This window comes from Pseudomonas frederiksbergensis (assembly GCF_017114915.1).
Classification (GTDB): Bacteria; Pseudomonadota; Gammaproteobacteria; order Pseudomonadales; family Pseudomonadaceae; genus Aquipseudomonas; species Aquipseudomonas frederiksbergensis_I.
On record NZ_JAAUOE010000007.1, the window covers coordinates 1 to 17560 of the forward strand.

At 57.8% G+C, this 17560-nt stretch carries 19 protein-coding genes; 11 read left to right on the forward strand and 8 right to left on the reverse strand.

Translation table 11 applies throughout. The annotated features are described in order from the left end of the window. The first annotated feature begins 158 nt into the window (after nt 1-158). The 8 genes from HCU66_RS07365 to HCU66_RS07400 all read left to right on the forward strand — a co-directional run bounded on the left by HCU66_RS07365 (nt 159) and on the right by HCU66_RS07400 (nt 9654). Entirely contained in the window at nt 159-1028 is an 870-nt protein-coding gene (locus HCU66_RS07365) for a TIR domain-containing protein (RefSeq protein WP_205887853.1), read from the forward strand. Nucleotides 1029-1547: 519 nt separating this feature from the next. Continuing rightward, on the forward strand, nt 1548-2765 hold the full coding sequence (locus HCU66_RS07370; RefSeq protein ID WP_205887854.1) for an esterase/lipase family protein: 1218 nt from the start codon (nt 1548-1550) through the stop codon (nt 2763-2765). Then, nucleotides 2762-5779 carry a tetratricopeptide repeat protein gene (locus tag HCU66_RS07375; protein ID WP_205887855.1) on the forward strand — a complete coding sequence of 1006 codons (3018 nt, stop codon included), beginning with the start codon at nt 2762-2764 and terminating at the stop codon, nt 5777-5779. Before HCU66_RS07370 ends, HCU66_RS07375 begins: the two co-directional genes overlap by 4 nt. A 487-nt stretch (nt 5780-6266) precedes the next feature. After that, complete coding sequence (locus HCU66_RS27475; RefSeq protein ID WP_205887856.1) at nt 6267-6683, forward strand: ATP-binding protein; 417 nt, start codon at nt 6267-6269, stop codon at nt 6681-6683. Next, complete coding sequence (locus tag HCU66_RS07385) at nt 6596-6838, forward strand: response regulator (RefSeq protein WP_205888023.1); 243 nt, start codon at nt 6596-6598, stop codon at nt 6836-6838. The genes HCU66_RS27475 and HCU66_RS07385 overlap by 88 nt, the downstream gene beginning before the upstream one ends. 603 nt (nt 6839-7441) lie before the next feature. Continuing rightward, a complete protein-coding gene (locus HCU66_RS07390) occupies nt 7442-8188 on the forward strand; it encodes an EcsC family protein (RefSeq protein WP_205887857.1) in 747 nt (248 codons plus the stop codon). Between the two features lie 160 nt (nt 8189-8348). After that, nucleotides 8349-8540, forward strand: a complete 192-nt coding sequence (locus HCU66_RS07395; protein WP_205887858.1) for a hypothetical protein — start codon at nt 8349-8351, stop codon at nt 8538-8540. A 253-nt stretch (nt 8541-8793) separates the two neighbouring features. Further along, the gene (locus tag HCU66_RS07400; RefSeq protein ID WP_205887859.1) at nt 8794-9654 is read left to right on the forward strand and encodes a hypothetical protein; all 861 of its coding nucleotides are present in this window, start codon (nt 8794-8796) and stop codon (nt 9652-9654) included. A 104-nt stretch (nt 9655-9758) separates the two neighbouring features. On the opposite strand, the gene HCU66_RS07405 is transcribed toward HCU66_RS07400, so the two are convergent. The 8 genes from HCU66_RS07405 to HCU66_RS07440 all read right to left on the reverse strand — a co-directional run bounded on the left by HCU66_RS07405 (nt 9759) and on the right by HCU66_RS07440 (nt 13577). Then, on the reverse strand, nt 9759-10808 hold the full coding sequence (locus HCU66_RS07405; protein WP_205887860.1) for a tyrosine-type recombinase/integrase: 1050 nt from the start codon (nt 10806-10808) through the stop codon (nt 9759-9761). A gap of 1 nt (nt 10809) precedes the next feature. Then, the gene (locus HCU66_RS07410) at nt 10810-11052 is read right to left on the reverse strand and encodes a DUF4224 domain-containing protein (protein WP_205887861.1); all 243 of its coding nucleotides are present in this window, start codon (nt 11050-11052) and stop codon (nt 10810-10812) included. A gap of 234 nt (nt 11053-11286) precedes the next feature. Beyond that, nucleotides 11287-11529, reverse strand: a complete 243-nt coding sequence (locus tag HCU66_RS07415) for a pyocin activator PrtN family protein (protein WP_205887862.1) — start codon at nt 11527-11529, stop codon at nt 11287-11289. Next, nucleotides 11526-11900: a hypothetical protein gene (locus tag HCU66_RS07420; RefSeq protein WP_205887863.1), complete on the reverse strand. Its 375-nt coding sequence runs from the start codon at nt 11898-11900 to the stop codon at nt 11526-11528. The genes HCU66_RS07415 and HCU66_RS07420 overlap by 4 nt, the downstream gene beginning before the upstream one ends. After that, nucleotides 11897-12172 (reverse strand): phage antirepressor KilAC domain-containing protein, encoded by a 276-nt coding sequence (locus HCU66_RS07425; protein WP_205887864.1) that lies wholly within the window; start codon nt 12170-12172, stop codon nt 11897-11899. The genes HCU66_RS07420 and HCU66_RS07425 overlap by 4 nt, the downstream gene beginning before the upstream one ends. Before the next feature lie 10 nt (nt 12173-12182). Further along, nucleotides 12183-12557, reverse strand: a complete 375-nt coding sequence (locus HCU66_RS07430) for a hypothetical protein (protein ID WP_205887865.1) — start codon at nt 12555-12557, stop codon at nt 12183-12185. Further along, on the reverse strand, nt 12554-12760 hold the full coding sequence (locus HCU66_RS07435; protein ID WP_205887866.1) for a hypothetical protein: 207 nt from the start codon (nt 12758-12760) through the stop codon (nt 12554-12556). The genes HCU66_RS07430 and HCU66_RS07435 overlap by 4 nt, the downstream gene beginning before the upstream one ends. A gap of 139 nt (nt 12761-12899) precedes the next feature. Next, entirely contained in the window at nt 12900-13577 is a 678-nt protein-coding gene (locus HCU66_RS07440) for a S24 family peptidase (protein ID WP_205887867.1), read from the reverse strand. Nucleotides 13578-14029: 452 nt separating this feature from the next. Between HCU66_RS07440 and HCU66_RS07445 the strand changes: the two genes are divergently transcribed. From HCU66_RS07445 to HCU66_RS07455, 3 genes are read left to right on the forward strand one after another with little or no spacing between them, the layout of a single operon-like run. After that, complete coding sequence (locus HCU66_RS07445; protein ID WP_205887868.1) at nt 14030-14518, forward strand: phage regulatory CII family protein; 489 nt, start codon at nt 14030-14032, stop codon at nt 14516-14518. Continuing rightward, nucleotides 14511-14717: a TraR/DksA C4-type zinc finger protein gene (locus tag HCU66_RS07450; protein ID WP_205887869.1), complete on the forward strand. Its 207-nt coding sequence runs from the start codon at nt 14511-14513 to the stop codon at nt 14715-14717. The genes HCU66_RS07445 and HCU66_RS07450 overlap by 8 nt, the downstream gene beginning before the upstream one ends. Beyond that, a complete protein-coding gene (locus tag HCU66_RS07455; RefSeq protein WP_205887870.1) occupies nt 14714-17410 on the forward strand; it encodes a DUF5906 domain-containing protein in 2697 nt (898 codons plus the stop codon). The genes HCU66_RS07450 and HCU66_RS07455 overlap by 4 nt, the downstream gene beginning before the upstream one ends. Nucleotides 17411-17560 lie beyond the last annotated feature (150 nt).

The following is a 17560-nucleotide window of genomic DNA, read 5'->3' on the forward strand; positions in this document are numbered from 1 at the left end:
ACTTTTTCAACAGAATCGGCCGATTGCTGCCTGTCGCAAAGGGCAGCAACCGACCCAAAGCTGACGGTTACGACAGGTAACCCAGGCATCCACCGCTATCCTTGCCTATAAGTGATAATGTCCTTTATCACACATAGGATCAAAATGGACTGACCCCGATGCCTAGAGCCACTCCCCCAGTAGCTGCTACCCCAAAAAAATCACAATTAAACGCGCAGGGTATAGAGCGAGCCATTGATCGATTGCAGGAACGTATCGAGGAGCTAGAAGCGTTTGATGTCCGAACGCTCGTGGAGGGACGTTCACCCGAAATCAACGCATTGGAGGTAGCCATTAAAGACACGTTAGGACGTTGCTTTGGTGAACACACCTCGGTATTTAACCGATTCCAATCGGCAGCCGATCTGCGGTACTTCAGCATGGCTTTATACGGGCATGAGGATTACTCAACACCTACAAAGAGAAACATCGCCAATGCAATTGCGCTTCTGCAACAGGCGCAGCGCACCTTAAGAGAAGATCTGGCTGATCTTGAGCATGACCCGTCAGCAGCTCCGTCCCCCACGGTAGCAGAGGCACCAATCCTTTCAAGGCGGGTTTTTGTAGTGCATGGCCATGAGGAAGGCCCACGAGAATCCGTGGCGCGCTTTTTGATGCAAGTGGGCTTCGAGCCGATCATTTTGCATGAGCAAGCCAACCAGGGCCGTACGGTCATGGAAAAGGTCGAAGCGCATGGCGAAGTGGGTTTTGCCGTGGTGCTGTTGACCCCGGACGATGTGGGCTGCGTCAAGGGGGGGACGCCAGAACCGCGAGCACGGCAGAACGTCTTGCTCGAATTGGGTTATTTTCTCGGTCGCCTCGGCCGCGCGAAGGTATGTGCACTTAAGAGCGGCGCTCTGGAAATCCCCAGTGATTTCGCTGGTGTGGTGTGGGAGTCCATGGACAGTAATGGTTGGAAGCAGGCGCTCGGCCGTGAGCTGGAAACCGCGGGGTATGAGATCGACTGGAACAAGGTCATGAGGGGGTAAGCCAGCTTCTAATTGCTTCTTGTCAGCCATCAGCCTGCCCGCAATTATGAGCGGCAAGCAAGCCTGTTTGATGTCCGCTTATGGCCGATTTCTGCCTTTCACGAAGGGCTGAAAACGACCCATAGCTGCCGTTGGTGGAATGCAGCTAACGGCCAGAAGTGATCGATAGTCGTTGCATTTCCCTTACGCGCTCTCGACTGCCTGCTACGCTCAATCTGTTTGGAATCGATCGTCAGTTTCGGCCATGGGTCGTCTTTGGCTGATGCGCCGGCACGCCGACCTTCGCGGCCATGCGCGGCGTCCAGATTCGAACTGTATAGCTGGACAGCCCAACGAAGATATGTGATCTCGCGAGAAGGGACAGGGTCGGACTTGAGATTCATTTTTTTGTATCGAATCTGATCCTAATGGAACGGTTGAATTTTCTATCCTTTTGAAGCGAAATCCATCTGCGCTGCTGGGCTGCTTTAGACTCGGTTTTCGCCGTGCAAATTGGAGGTGAGGATGAGAGGGGAATGGTTGCGCCGTCCCGAATCCGGAGTGACCGTGGTCTTTCTACACGGCGTCCTGTCCTCGACCGACACATGCTGGCTACACGAGAATGGCACCTCGTGGCCGGCCTTGTTGCGCGTCGAGCCGAGCGTCGCCGCGGCCGGGATTTACACGTTCGAATATCGCACCGGGCTGTTCAGCGGCACGTACCGGCTCGGCGATGCGGTCGATGCGCTCAAGGAGCAGATGCGGCTCGACGGATTGTTTGAATGCCGCACACTGATCTTCGTCGCGCACAGCATGGGCGGTATCGTCGCGCGCAAACTGGTGGTCGAGCGGGCCGAGGATTTCAGGAGCCGGGATATCACGGTCGGGCTGTTCCTGGTCGCTTCGCCATCGCTTGGATCGCGCTACGCCAATATGCTCAAGTTGCTGGCAGAGGTGGTCAACCACACCCAGGCCGATGCGCTACGCTTCTCGCAGACCAACAGTTGGCTTATGGATCTCGACCGCGAGTTCCTCAACCTTAAGGAGTCCGGACATGTCCGGATCAAGGGGAAGGAACTGATCGAGGACCGGTTCATTGCCTTGCCCGGACTGATTCGGACTCAGGTCGTCGAGCCCTTTTCCGGTGCCCGCTATTTCGGCGAACCGCTTAAGGTACCCGGCAGCGACCATTTTACCATCGCCAAGCCCGAATCCGCCGAGGCGATCCAGCACCGCCTCCTCGCCCGCTTCGTCCGAGAGCTTATTGATGAGGACATGCTGCCGCTCGAGCAGGCGCTGTGCGACGCGCTCTATCTTCGCTTGCGGGCCTGCCGCGCGGCCGGCGTGCCATTTCGCACGTTCCACCGTCTCGCTGCGCTACTGGGGTTACGGAGTGGCTTTGCGCGTGAATGTTTCGACGCTGCCGGGCTGGGGACGGCCGACAGGATCGACACGTGGCTACGCGCGACCATCGCAGATCAGCCGGGCAAGGAACAAGGGCTACCGGCGTTCGAGGACCCGGCCGACGATCCGGTGATCCTTGCCGCGCAGATGCTCGCTATGGCCGAGCGCGCGGTCGAAATCGACGAGCGCCATCTGCTGCTTGTCTTGCTCAGCGATGATACCACCGGGACGATGGTCGGGATGCGAAAGGGACTGGGTAACGCAGCCTGCGCGGTCATCCTGGACGCAGCGAAGCGGTGCCGACCGCGACCCTCTGCATCCCAATTCTCTCATGTCGCCTCGTTCGAGCCATGACCGGGCCGAAGAAGCCGAGCCTGTTGCGGTCGCTGCTCGGACGGCTTGTCTCCGGGCTTGTCAGCGCGAGCAACAGCACTGCTGCTTATCTGACGTCGGACGGCGGGGCTGTGTTTCGGATCTGTGCAACGCGGCGGGGCGGCATGGGCGTGGTCTATCTGTGCAGGCTGTCGGAAGACCCGGACAGTCCGCCGACCCTGGCGCTCAAGACTTTCGACGACGAATATTTTTTCCATCCGGCGATGCAGCAGGCAGTCGAGGCCGAGGCCACGGCCTGGATGCGCGTCTCGGGTGCGCCCTTCGTCTTGCCGCTCAGTGGAATCATCACCTGCGACGGCAAGCCGCATCTGCTAATGCCGGCAGTGCCTCCAGGTCCGCTCGGCGTTACGCTTGCCGACGAGATTCGGAGGCGTCCCGAAGGGAGCGATCCGGCTCGGGTGTTCACAGTTGCTCTGTCGCTCGCATTGGGCATGCGCGAGTGCGTCCGGCGAGTCCCCGGCCTCGTGCACGGCGATATCAAGCCCGATAATATCCTGTTGCTCGGCGACGGCGAACCGCATCTCGCTGATTTCGGCACCGCGCGCCTGGGAGCGCTCAGCGGAAGGGGCGCCAGTGTTGGCGGTACTGCCGCCTATATGGCGCCCGAGTGCTGGGACGAGAATGGGGTCGTCGGCGAGCCGGCCGACATCTACGCGTTCGGCGCGACCCTGTTCGAGCTGCTGAGCGGCGCGCCGCCCTTCGTGGTGGAGACTGGCGACCTGCTCGAGCTGCAAGCGATGCATCGTACCGAGCCAGCGCGCTTTCCGGGACCTGCGCAGGAGGATGCGCTTGGCGAATTGCTCCGCGCAATGGTGCTCCACTGCCTTGCGAAAGAGGCTGGCGCGCGGCCGGCGAGCGCCGATGTGCTGGTCGATCAGCTGTTCGCGATCGGGCAGGAGCATGCGCCGATCGAGAGTCTGAAGGTGCTGGCGAGTGCGGCGGAAACGCGCGACCATTTGGACAACCCTCAGCTTATCCAGATGCGAGTCGAAGCTCTGCTTCGCCATGGCGATGGCGCGAATGCGCTCGAAATCTTCGAGGCATCGGACGTCGAACCAGCGGGGCGGCTTCTGCGCCTCTATGGCACTGCGTTGTCGCTTGCCGGCCGCGACGAGGACGCGATCGCGGTGTTCGAGCGCTGTCTCGAAACCGAAGAGGACGCATACGAACGCACCGAATGCATCAACGAGATCGGGCTGTCCTTGAAGCGGCGCGGACGGCTGGAGGAAGCCCGCCACCTTTATGAGCAGGCGATGGGCACTACACCCGAGGGCCGGCAATTGGCACTGCGCGGCAATTATGCAGCGACGCTGATCGAGCTTGGGGAAACACGCCGAGCTGGGGAAATATTGACCGCGCTCAGCCGCAGGTACCCAGATTCGCCGGAAACCTGGGCGTTGCTCGGCAGTGCGCGCTGGAAGCTCGGCGATGCCGCTGGCGCCGCCGCCGCAACCGGTCAGGCGATCCGGATCGCACCTCGCAACGGTTCCTATCGGGTGCTGCTCGCGACCATCCAGCTCGAAGGGTTTCGCGACGTAGCGGCGGCGATGGAAAGTCTCGATACCGCTTATGGGCTCGGCCATCATGTCCGTCAGTGGATCGTGCTGTCGATCGCCTGTCACTTGTTGCTACGTCAAGCCGATCTGGCAGGCGAGCTGATCGACGCGATCCGGCGCGACGTATCCGACGAAGAGGCCGAATCGGCGTTTCAGGAGGCGCTGGCAATTGTCCGTCGGATCGTGAATATCGAACCGGAAGATGCAGGGAATGGAGCCGCGGAGAGTGCGGAGGAGGCAGCGGCGCCGATCGCGGCGCCGGGACCCGCAAATGCAGAGGACGAAGCGCCGCACGCTCCTGACCGCTCCGAGGCCGAGATCCGGGCGGCGATCCGGGCAGGAACCCAGCCGCATGTCCAGGTGCGGATGTCCTCGGTCGATGGTTCTACTCTGTTCGACTTTTATTATGGTCCCGACAGATCGGATTTTGCGGAGCAGTTCGCCAGCGCGGTCGCCCATCAGCGGGGCCGGATGGTTGGTCAATTTGGGGAAGGGCAGGAACGGGCCGCGGCGCTTGCATTCGCGAAATGCCCTGAATGCTGCACGATGATGCTCTCGCGACGCGACGAAGGAGAGCGCTACGCCTGCCAAGGTTGTGGCGAACGCGTGCACGTCGAGCATGTCACCACCGCCGAGCTCGAAGCAGTGCGCCAGACCGCATTCGCAGCGGCTGGGATCACGGTACGGCAGGCAGACAGCGGCACCTTGTTCGTCGCGGTGGTTGCTGCCGGCGAGGACCAGGCCGAGTTTGTCGCCCGCCGCTTCGCCGAGGCGGGCTATACGTCAGTTGGATTGGGGCGCAGAACCGTCCATGATATGTTCGCGATGACTGCCCATGAGCGCGGGATGGACATCCCTCCAGAAGCGCAGATCTTCTTCCGGACGATCGATTCGAGCGAGGCCGCCGCGAGCGAAGACGGTACCCCCGAATGCCTCGACCGGCTGCTGCGCGCGCTTCGGCGAGAAGCCGGTCAGATCGTGTCGATATCGGCGACCGTACCCGATACCAAGACCCGGGACATGTATCTGATGACGCCTGAGGAAATGTACGAGGGCGCATTGCCGCAAATTTCCTCGGACGATGTAGTCGGGCGGCGGGCGATGGTCGAGGCAGCGATCCGGCTGGGCCGCCTCGACGATGCCAGGCAAATCACCGCCGGGCTCCGCCTCGCCTTTCCCGAGAATCCCGACTCGATCGCCGCCGCGGGTGCGGTAGCGCTGGCCGAGGGCCGCCACGAGGCGGCGATCGACTTGCTCGAAGCGGTACTGCGCGTACGACCGCGCGATCATGATGCGCGTGGCCGGCTGTTCGAGGCTTGCCAGGGAGCGGGCCGGTATGACCGCGCCATCGAATTGTGGAACGAACTCGAGGCGCACGGTATGTTGCCGAAGGCCCGCAACCCCGGGACATCTTTCTAAAGCGCGGCGCTTAGTTTGGGCGACTTCGCTGCTAGAGCGAGGGCCAAGTGAAGGGTGAGTATTCGCCGATCAATCTCCAATGCATGCGGACACAGGCCCGCCAAGCAGCTACGGACCTGGGCATGGTCGTGCGAACTCGCCGAGCCGTGGGTAGATGAAATGCGGAATAGATAATATCCAAAGGACACATCTTCGGGCGCAGTCTGATCGGGACGCTGGCAATTCCCGATGAGAAGTGATCGTCCGCCTTTTCGTATGCAGCGCCGAAAATTGTCAGTCCGCTATCGCCCCAGACATCGTCATTCAACGCCGCCCGCTAGAAGATCCGCCCACTCGGCCATCAGCGCGCGTCGCCGTTCGAAGAAGTAGGTCCGCCGATATGCCGCTTCCACCGCATTCGGAAGCGGTGCCCCAACGCCTTCACGACGACTCCCCTCGGCATGTTCGTGCATTTCGCCACGCAATCCGCAAAGGTGCTACGGAAACCATGAACCGTGGCATCCCCAACCTTCATGTCGCGCAACACCTTGAGCATTGTCATATCCAAGTCTCGCTTGATCAGGATGACGGCCTACTGCGCATTCAGGTACGCGACAACGGGCAAGGTATACCTGTAAAGGAATTGCCGCGGATCTTCGAGTTGTTAGGTCAGGTTAATGATGAGCGACAACGCACCCACAAGTCGGGACTGGGCATTGGTCTGGCCCTGGTGCGGGAACTGGTCGAGGCCCAACAGGGGGGGATCGAGCATCATCGGCTATGCGAGGATAGGGCGCCCTGTTCAGCGTCTGGTTGCCGCTCAATCGGCAGCTCGACTTGCCCGTGGATACTCAGCAGGAACCTACCGGCCCGTTCGAAGGTGCCCGTCTGTTGCTGGTGGACGATTCGCCGGATATCCGAGTGATCATGCAGCAACTACTGGAAATGGACGGCGCCAAGGTCACAACGGCCGAGGATAGACCCACAGCATTTAGATGCGCTTTTGGCCGACAGCAGCCTGTTGAAGACTGCCCCATCCACCTGCGTGTCGAGGTCGAACCAGTGATGTCGGAAGGGTAGGGTTGCGGAAATGACCGAAAAGATGCGGAAACGATCAGGAAAGGACGAGCTAAAATCGCAGACGCCAGAAACGACAAAGCCCTGAATAATCAGGGCTTTGTCGTATCAAATATGGCGGAGGCGATGGGATTCGAACTCATGGACCTGTTACAGTCGACGGTTTTCAAGTCCGAGATACAAGCGCCCGTAATTCGTGGTCTGTAGCTTGTTTTCGTTCTAATACGATCATTTTTTGGCTCCGCTGTAGGCCCCATTCTACAAGCGCCGGTTTCAGCGTTTTGTAACGCGTTTTTCCGCTATTTTGATGGCTTCGCAATATCGCTGAGGCGACGGTAAACATGTTCAGTTATGCCGCCCTTTGTATGCCCCAAGAGCAGACTTGCTTCTAAGCGGTCGCTCAGAAGCGAGCCTTCGACCTAAAGCTGCCACTCAGCTTCGTGAGTGCTCCACGAAGACTGATCGAGAGCAGCCAGAATGCCTTGGCAGCATCACTTGCCTTTTTCATAGAGTGAAGGCATCTTGATATCAAGGTCGCGACAGGGATGCGTTGGAGCTGTTGGTCTCTGTGAGTTGTCCCGCCAACCCAGTATTGAGTACGGATAGATGAGCATCCTCGAAGAAGACCGGAAGGAACTGCAGTCCGCGAAGAATTTGCTAGAGAACCCGGGCTTCGCTGCAAAGGTGACGAGCATTATCGGTATGCCCATTGAGATCGCTTTAGAACACTTGCCCGAAAGCGTCACTAAAAGAATTGGAAGCATCACTAGTTCAGCGTTAGAGAAAGCTCTCGATGCTGCGGTGTTTACTATGAAGGATGTGCCTGGTGAGGAATCCTCTAACCTCTGGCACAAGGCAGGCGTAGCCGTTAGCGGTGGAGTCGGGGGCTTTTTCGGCTTCGCCGGGCTAAGTGCGGAGTTGCCCATCTCAACTTCAATAATGCTTCGATCCATTGCAGATATCGCAAGGAATCATGGAGAGCGCGTTGAAACCGACGAAGCGAAGCAAGCTTGCCTTACTGTCTTTGCGCTCGGCGGTAAATCAACGGAAGATGATGATTCAGAAACCGGTTACTACACAGTGCGTGCAGCTTTGGCGAAGCGTATGTCGGATGGCTCAGTACTTAAGTTGATCGCTACCATTGCAGAGCGTTTCGGCATCCCAGTCAGTGAGAAAGTCGCTGCACAAGCTGTACCAGTGATAGGAGCAGCGGGCGGTGCCCTCATTAACCTGGCATTCATAGATCATTTCCAAGACATGGCGCGCGGGCACTTCATTGTTAGAAAGCTAGAAAGGCGGTACGGACAGGAGCTGATCCAGCAGATATACAGCGACCTTCCAAAGCGTGGGTAACAATACATATCGTTCGTCCATTGGCGCAGAGTAACCGTGTTTAGACCTTAAAATGAGGCCAGAACAGATCCTTTCCTTGGCCAATCGCTAGGATGACTCGTACAGTTGACCTGGCAATCTGGATCCTTAGGTTGCTCCGCCATCCGTGTGCAGCGAAGCCATGCAACGTCTGCTCCCCAAATACATCGCGGAAACAGACGTCGCCGTAGATCTTGGAGTCAGCAACTTCATGGTGTGCGCAGCGACAGGCGACGTGGTATTAAGCGATCCAGTCAGCGGGCTTTCCAACATAACGAAAGAGCGCCGCGAGCGCTTGTTGGCGGAGGGCATTGTGTTGGAAATCCAGCAATGAGTGAATCGTCCCAGCTTTTCTAGGCATCACGATCGGTTTGCGTCGGTCGCAACGGGCCGAAATCGACTTTGGATTCAACCGGTAGATGCAGTGATGGTTCTAGGTCATCATCGGCTCTGCTGTCGACCTCAAACCGGAAGTCAGACATTGCTGGCAGAACGTCTTGAAGGCGCATGCTCAAAATATCAAGGCCATCGCAGTCTTCGCACCATCCTGAGCGCTATTGCCGCCCCGATCTGGACCGAGGAAAAAAGTGAATCGAGCACAATACCTAGCCAACTCAGTTGCAGCCTTCCGTGATTGGCTTGCTCAACGGCTTTGTGGTCAACCAATTAGTTTCGCAGTACCTGGTGCTGTTGCGTACCCCGATTTGCCAAGTGCACTTGCCACCTACCGCTGGCCGCGCCGAGCAAGAAATGGTCTGCCAAATCCACACCTCAGCCTGCCACACGTTCACCCGGTGGTGCCAAGGCTTGCTGCCCATAGTTCCCTTGCTACCAATGAGGCCGTTTTGCAAACCATCCAGCACCAGATGCGTACCGCCTACGCGGCAGGTCCGAACAGCGCAAACCAGCTCTCGGGCGCCGTTGCTGCTGTCCTCTATTGGGGCGGTGTCTATACGAAGCGAGGCAACTTGGGTTGGCTTTCTGCTAACCAAGCCAACCTGTTGGTGATCCTACAAGCAGTGGTTAATGATCATGCCCGAGGGAGTGATACGAGCGCTGTCACCAATCTCCGGTTTAACTCTGGTATGACAAAGGTTTATTCGCTTTTGATCGATGGCTTCATCATATACGACAGTCGAGTAGCAGCGGCTCTAGCGTGGTTGGCTAAAAGATGGTGGACTATCGATTGTGGCCAGCCGGCGTTAACGCTACCTTCACTCCTGCGATTCGCCTGCCTTCCAGCAAATGGGGCGATGGCACGTTACCGCAACCCCGACCTAGCATTGTTCCCATCACTTGCTGTGAACCCCTACGAGCACTACACCTGGAACGTTAGGACCAATTGGCTGTTGGCGGACTCGTTACGAGTAGCCGGCAATAGCAGTCTGTTTGGCTCGCTGCGAGAGGTGGAAGCGGCGCTTTTCCAGATGGGCGATCGCGTGATTTAGCACCAAAAGCAGCCATTGCGACGACGAGATAAAGCTGGCCTCCGACGTCATGAGAAACGCCAGCGTCATCTTGATGAGTTCAGCGTCTTGCAATACGTTTTCCGCTATTTTGACGGCTTCGCAATGGCGCCGACGCGACGGTAAACGCGTTCAGTTATGTCACCCTTGGTATGCCCCAAGAGCAGGCTTGCCTCTCCGATGTCAGTAATTTCCGACGCGGCTTTTGGTCTGATGTCCCGAAACTGAAAGCTGCTGATTCTTCCAGCAAGCAGCGTGTCGCCAGTCTCGGTTGCTTCATTCTTGGCCCTTTCCCGGGCCTTATCCCAGCGGTCGCGAAGCATCTTGGCAGTCATACGCTTCCCTCGCGCACTCACAATTAGGTAGCTCGAAACGTGCTGAGCGTTACGCTCTGCGATTTTTGCGATCAGCATGCCCAGGCTGTTTTCCGAGCCGCTGGCAGTCATCTGGATGCGCAGCTTTTTGTGTGTTTTGTTCTGCTGCACCATTAAATACCCCCCTTCGATATCATCCTTGCGCATGACCAGGACGTCGGCCGGCCGCTGCCCTGTCAGGTAGGCAAGGTCCATAGCATCTTTAAGCTCTTGAGCTGCTTTCTTGTAAACAGCATCCCAAACCACATCGTTCGCGTAATAGTCTCGAGGCGTCTCCTTATTCTTCCGTACACCCTGGCAGGGATTTTCTTTGGACGTCAGACCCCATTCACGCGCCATATTGAATACATGAGAGAGCGTGGCTATCTCACGGTTGGCCCGAACCTTTGCAGTTCGAGCGTCCCGATACCCAGCGATTGTGGCAGGTGTGATTGAGTCGATGGGGGCATTGTCGAAAAGCGGACGCAGCTGTTTGATTTCTGAAAGGTTGTCGCTCTGCGTGCGGGGCGCCTTCTTCGGGACGATGTCGCGAATGTAGCGGTCAAAGATCCCCTTCATAGTCCGCAAGTCCAGTGGTATTTCCTTGGCTTCGAGCTCCGCCCATTTGAGCCTGGCTTTGTCGAGATCCTTGCCCAGTGGGATCGCCTTTCCTGTGGAGTCCAGGTAGTAATAGGCGATCCAGGTTTTCCCGCTCTTTCGTGGTCGCGTCCATTGATACATCCTAGGCGGTAAATGGCGGGTTGCGGTTTTGCGGGGGCGCATATCAGTTCACTCGCGAGAAGTCGGGCGTCCATGCGGGCGCGGCTGGCAATGGGGTGGGGGTAATATTGGTTGGCGTGATCACGCCGAGCTTCATCCTGGCGTACATCCTTCCTACCAATGGGCGTTTGCCACGACTTTCGACATAGAGCCACTGGCGATCATCCAGCCAGCGACGTTGGTAGGCCCTGGCCTTGTACCCGGTGATATGCGCCAGCTCTTCGTCCGAAAGGATTTCGGTTTCCATGATGGTTCTCCATGCCGCTCGTGGTGGCAGAGGGTGGATAAGGGGTTAAAGCGACGGTCGGACAACAGCAAGGCTTTCCTTTCGGGTGCGGGTTAGTGCCCAGAAGGCCGCTATGGTGAGGGTTGTCCAGTCGGCGATTAGGCCTAACAGGAACAAAGTGCTTTCGGTTTGCATGCGCATTGCTCCCGTTGATTGAGATTTGTTTGCCCCTGGACGGCAGGGGCCACCGTTGAATTAGGCTGCTGCCGTCAGCGCTTGGGCGTCGAGGTAGTCGGCAAGGTCGTGCAGGTAGACCACCGGCTTGGCCCGGGTTGAGCCGTGCAGGCGCTTAACCGCGAGCTTGATGCGGCCCTTCTTGATCTCGGTTAGGAGGTGGCGGTCGGTACGTATATGCGAGAAGTAGTGCTCGCGAACGGCTGCCAGCGTCGGGCACGGTGTTGCGAACTGGCGCCGAAGTTGGTCGAGGGTGTTGCTCATGCCGCGTCCTCCCCAAACCCCTCCGATGGGGGCAGCAACTTGAGGCGGATCAATTCGGCGAGGCCTTCTTTGCTCCTGCCCATGGCGGCCGCACAGACGTTGCCGTGTTGACCGGCGACAACCGCACCGTAGGGGTATTCAGGCGATTTGGTCGGGGTGACGTAGGCGATTTGTCCCTCACCAATGACCGCGTCGACGCAGCGGAACACCTCAGCCAGTTCGGCGCTGACCGGAGGCAGCGATTCCAGCAGCTGTACGGCTTCGGCTGATGCGCCAATCAGCGTGGCGCGGCTGATGATGGTCGGGTGGTTGAGGAACATCGGGACCAGCTTCAGTGCGCCGATGGCTTGGGTAATGGCGTTCTGGCTCATGCTGCGGCGTCCTTGTGCGTAATGGTGATATTCAATTTTTTGGCGATCCACTCGACGCCTACTTCCTTCACCATCACTACGGCGTAGTGCCGATAGCGATTGGTGTTTCCGATCTGGACGCTGCGCGGATCCGAGAACAGATAGCCCCGGTCGCGGTGATGGCTGGCCAGGTCGCCGTCATTGGTCAGGATGCGTAGTTCTCGCAACCTGGTGCGGAAGGCGCGGGGCTTGAGGCCGAGCACGGCGGCCGTTTGATCCAGGGTGCGATTCACGGCGCTGTCCTCAGGCTGCAAGCAGTTTTCGAACGTTGTTCAGCAGTGCTTCCGACTCGGCCAGCATCTGCTGTATTTGCACTGCGTTACCGGGCTGCTCTGATGGCGGCGCCGGCTCTGCCGACTCAACGCGACCGTTCGCGATGTCCTGGATGAAATCCCGCAGGTGCAGGTGATTGGCGCGATCTGATCGTTTGAGGGTCAGTTCTCCGGTGTGATGGCCAAAGTCCACGCGGATGATTGCGCTGTCGTCCGTGAGCTCCACTTCAAAGCTTGCATGGATGGTTTGCTCCGGCCGTTGAAGAGGGCATACGGCGGCGCCACCAACCTGCAGCATGTGGTGCAGTAGCTCTTGTTTGGCGAGGGGGATCAGGTAGCTATTCATGCTGCATCGCCTCCGAACGGCCGCGTGGTGGTATCGGTTACGGCGGTACAAACAGGCTGGACGGCCTTGATGCGACCTTTGGGGGTGGTGATCACCAGCAGGCCGGTACGGTGCTGGATGGCCTCGACAGCAGCGCGGTTGCTGCATGCGGAGGGATGCAGGTAGACCGGGCAGCGTGTGTTGCTGTGCTGTGTGGTTTGCATGGCTCGTACTCTTTGGTGAGAGGTATACGAGGCAAACGATACAAATACGTATTGATTGAGTCAATACGTATTTGTATTGATTTTTGAGTGAGGCATAAAAAAGCCCGCAAGGTGCGGGCTCAATCTGTTGTTCGATGTATTAGAAAATTTCTAATTTCGAGAAGACAACACCGCAAATCATTGCATCGTCTCCCAACTCGATGATCGGCTCGGGCCACGCAGGGTTCAACGGCTTTAGGAATCGACGCTTTCCTTCCATCACCAGCTGTTTAAACGTTGCCTCTTGGCTATCGACTAATTTGGCGATGATAAGTGAGCCGTTCTCGGCGTCCTTCGCAGGGTCAACAAAAATGATATCTCCATCTCTGAAGGAGCGACGTTCATGTTGGTTGAACATGGAAAGTCCGCGCACTCGGAGAGCATAAGTTTGGTTGCTATGAGAAGCCGCGCAAGGCAGCCATATCTCTGCATCATCAAGCGAGCGAACGTCTTCTATTTCGCACCAGGCTCCTGCTTGTACCCAAGAAATCAACGGCACATATCCTTTGATTGCCGGCCCTGGCTCCACATTGGATTCAGAGCTTGAGGGCGATTTGACCTCAATAGTTGGATCTTTGTGCTCGCCACCTTTCCACAGCCAGTTACTGCTGACTTTCAAGGCTTTGGCGATTTTTTCAATGTTCTCGTGACGCGGGCTAACCACCGCATTTGTCACGATCCTATGAATAGTCGGCTGAGGGACGCCAGAGCGGCGGCCGAGTTCGCCTTCGGATAGATCTAGTTCTTGCATGCGTTGAGCGATGCGATCACCAATCACTTTTCTCTGCCTTGATTCAAAAACGTATCGGCGATTGTATTGAATCAATCAATGCGTTTGTGTATTGTTGCTTTCAATGCGAAAGCGCATCGGTGAACGATATGACTATCCAAGAAATGCTCTCGGAATTGCTGCGGTCGGGTTTATCCCAGCGAGTTATCGCAGATCGCGTAGGGACAACGCAGCCGACTATTAATCGTGTCAAATGCGGTGGTTAGNTAGGGGGGCAGATGTTCGGTACGTAACAGGGAAGGCTATCGAATGCCTTTACCTGCAAGAAAAAGCAGCTGCTGGTTTGAAATCGGCAGCTTAAAGGGTGCCGAGCTGGGGCCTCTCACCAAAGAATCCCCCAGCTCAGCTACGACGACACACAGCACGTGCACATCGGTCGTGGTTGTAGGATAGGGACTACCCCATCTTATGGCTACACCGTAAACAGGGGATTTACGGTTATGAGTCGAACAGATCTTTTGCCGGACGCTGGTCCGGTCCTTCCTTTGCGCCAGGCGATTTATCGCGCTGGTCGTGACTACAAGGGCGGAATTACCGCCCTTGCTTTTGACATGGTGTTGGACAACGACACCCTTCAGAAGAAACTCAAACTCGATGAAGAGCGGCGCTGGCTGAATCCTGATGAGCTTGAAGAGTTGATTAGGCTCACTGGTGATTCGCGCTTGCTAGATGCGCTGGTGCGTCCGGTAGGTGCTGTCTGGTATCGCCCGGTGCCCGTTCCAGCAACGCGGGATGCCCTAAGGGCCGTCGGTAAGTTGCTCGGCGAAACCGGCGAGTTCGTGGCCGCAATGCACGATGGTGCTGCCGACAACGTGTGGGAGCTTCACGAAGTCCTCGATCTTGAAAAGCAGGGTATGGACGTGATCCGCGAAGTTCTCGGCATCATGGCGGGTGCCCGTCAGGCGATGGAGGATCGTGTCCATGGCTGATGAAATCGATCGTGCCAACGACCAGGCGCAATACCTGCTCGACGTTGCGCTGCAGCGCATTCGCCTTGCACCATCAAGCCGCGTCAGCGCTCAGTTTTGCGCGGATTGCGACGATCCCATCCCGTTGCTTCGACAGCAGACGATTGCCGGTTGCCAAACTTGCGTCGACTGTCAGGGGTTGCGGGAGGCTCGGCGATGACTGAACCGGCCAAAGGAATAGCCATCGCTACATGGGCAAAACGTTACATCACTACTTTCGATCTCGCCCTGGTATCCATTGAGCCAGGTGAGAAAGCCCCAAAAGGCTTGGGGTGGAACAAACCTGGTGGCTACATCACTGATGCCGCCACAGCTGAAACATTCTGGCAACGAAACCCTAATCACAACCTCGGCGTCGTGCTTGGGCCGAGTCGTGTGTGTTCGCTGGACGTCGACGACGTTCAGTGGACGCGGCATGTATTGTATGAGCTGCTGGGTGTCGACTTGGATGCCATGGCGCTGGTGTTTCCGACCATAGTTGGTAACCCTGCGCGCTTCCGGGTCCTGTTCAAAGTGCCGGAAGGCATTGAGTTGACTCGGCATTCTCTTTCCTGGCCGAATGAAAAAGACCCTGACGGTTCGATTCATAAAGGCCTGATGGATAAAGCCAAGGCTGCGAAAGAGCAGGGTGATGGGATCGGGGAGGCTGCGGCGCGCACGGAGGCTGAAGAGTACAAACGCTTCACGGTATTCGAGCTGCGCGCTGGCCTGGTGCAGGACGTGTTCCCACCTTCGATTCATCCGGGTACCGGCAAGCCTTACACCTGGAGAACACCGCCGAACGCCAACGACGGCCTGCCGACACTGACTGTCGATCTGCTGAATATCTGGCAAAACTGGGACCTCTTCAAACGTGATGCCGAGGCAGCCTGCCCGTGGGCGATCAAGCCAACTGCGACGCCGGTGAAGGTCATTAAGCGTTCAACACCTACGGCGGGTAAGCAGCCGTCAGTGATCGATGAGTTCAACCGCTGCCACGACATCGGGGAACTACTGAGTACTCACGGCTATATCAAGCGGGGCAGCAAGTGGCTTTACCCGCAGAGCAGCACCGGCCTGCCGGGAGTGACAATCGCTGATGGCAAGGTCTATTCGCACCACGGTGCCGATCCGCTCGCGAACGGGCATCAGAACGACGCCTTCGAGGTGTTCTGTTTACTCGAGCACGGCGGCGATCAGTCGAAGGCGGTGAAGGATGCTGCGCGTATGTTGGGTATGCAGCGCCAATCGCGGCCTGATCCGCTGGATCTTCCCCCGACCCCATCCGGTGATGTGTGCGAGCCGAGCTGCGCGAACGACGACATCGGCGAGGCCGCTCCGGCTCCAGATGGGGGCGCGGGGGAGGCGCTGACGCTTGACCAGTTGCTTCGTCGTTTTGCGTTGGTCGAGGGCACTACACAAGTGTGGGACTGCGACCAGTCGCGGGTGATGAAGAAGGCCGCATTTGAGGCGCGCGTAGGCAAGCCTCTCGCCAAGGCGTGGCTGGATGACATGGGCAAACGGTTGATTGCTGATGATCACGTCCGCGACATCGAGCAAGCGCGGCGCATGGCGGGTAAGAAGGGTGGCGCGCTGGGCATGCCACCGACTGACCGTTACGTGTACATCGATGGCACCAAGGATGTCTGGGATCGGGAAAAGAAGCGGCGCATTGCCGAAGGCGCGGTGAAGATGGCGCTGGGTGACACTTATCCGCTGTGGCTGAACAGCAGTGAACGACGCACCGTGGATGTCGAACATATCGTGTTTGATCCGACCATGAGCAAGGACCCTGCGGTGTACATCAATACCTTTGATGGCCTGCCGCTCGAACCGGTTAGGAATAATGAAGCCTGCGCCAATCTGCGTTGGCTGATTTCGTTTTTGTGCAATCACGATGAAGCGGCGGCCCAATGGCTGATCCGCTGGCTGGCGTACCCGTTGCAGCACCTGGGCGCCAAGATGGACACCGCCGTGCTGATGCATTCGATCATGGAAGGCTCAGGCAAAAGCCTGCTGTTCGCCGATGCACTGGGCATGCTGTACGGCCAGTACGCGGCCACCGTTGGTCAAACGCAGTTGGAGAGCAACTTTAACGCCTGGCAAAGCCGCAAGTTATGGTCGGTGTTCGAAGAGGTGGTGAGCCGCGATCAACGTTACAACCAGGTGGGCAAGATCAAGCACCTGATCACCGGCAAGACGGTGCGGATGGAATCGAAGTTTATCAACGGTTGGGAGGAAGCCAACCACATGAACGCGGTGTTCCTGAGCAACGAAATTTTGCCGTGGCCGATCAGCGACAGCGACCGGCGGATGCTGGTCATGTGGCCTATGGAGACCTTACCGGTCGAGCGACAAAAGGCGATCGGACGAGAGCTGGAGCAGGGTGGCGTCGCGGCGCTGTACGGCTGGTTGTTGTCGGTCGATCTGGGCGACTTCAACCAGCGGACACGACCACCTTCGACTGATGCCCGTGAGCGTCTGGTGGCCTTGAGTCGCGCCGGATGGCAGACGTTCTTGCATCTGTGGAAGTACAGCGAGTTGGGTCAGGGTCTTTGGGGGCCATGTCTGTCGACGGACCTCTATTCGCTGTTCCTCGAATGGTGCCAGCGCAATAAAGAGCATGTGATGAGTCAGACGAAGTTCTCGCTGTTCATCAGTTCTGAGGTCGATAAGACACGAGCCATTCCCTGGACCGATGGCAACAACCGGCGCTTTGGCGCGTTCTTCTTTCCCGTCGATCAGGACGCTTCCCCGCCCCCATCACTGAAGGCGGCCGAGCTGGGCAAGCAGGTCGAAAACTGGCGGGCCAAGGCGAAGCTTGCGGGCTGGCATGTGGACAGCTGGGACCACATCAAGGCGGCTGCCGCATGACTACCTCTAAAAGTGTGTTGGGTGTGTCGTGTGTGTGTCGGGTTGATTTCAGATACCCCGCACAGATTGGAACCTTGTTTTTCGGCGGTTCGCGGGCTTTGTGTCGGGTGTGTTGGGTTTCGCTACGCGTGCGCGCATGTGTGACGTTAG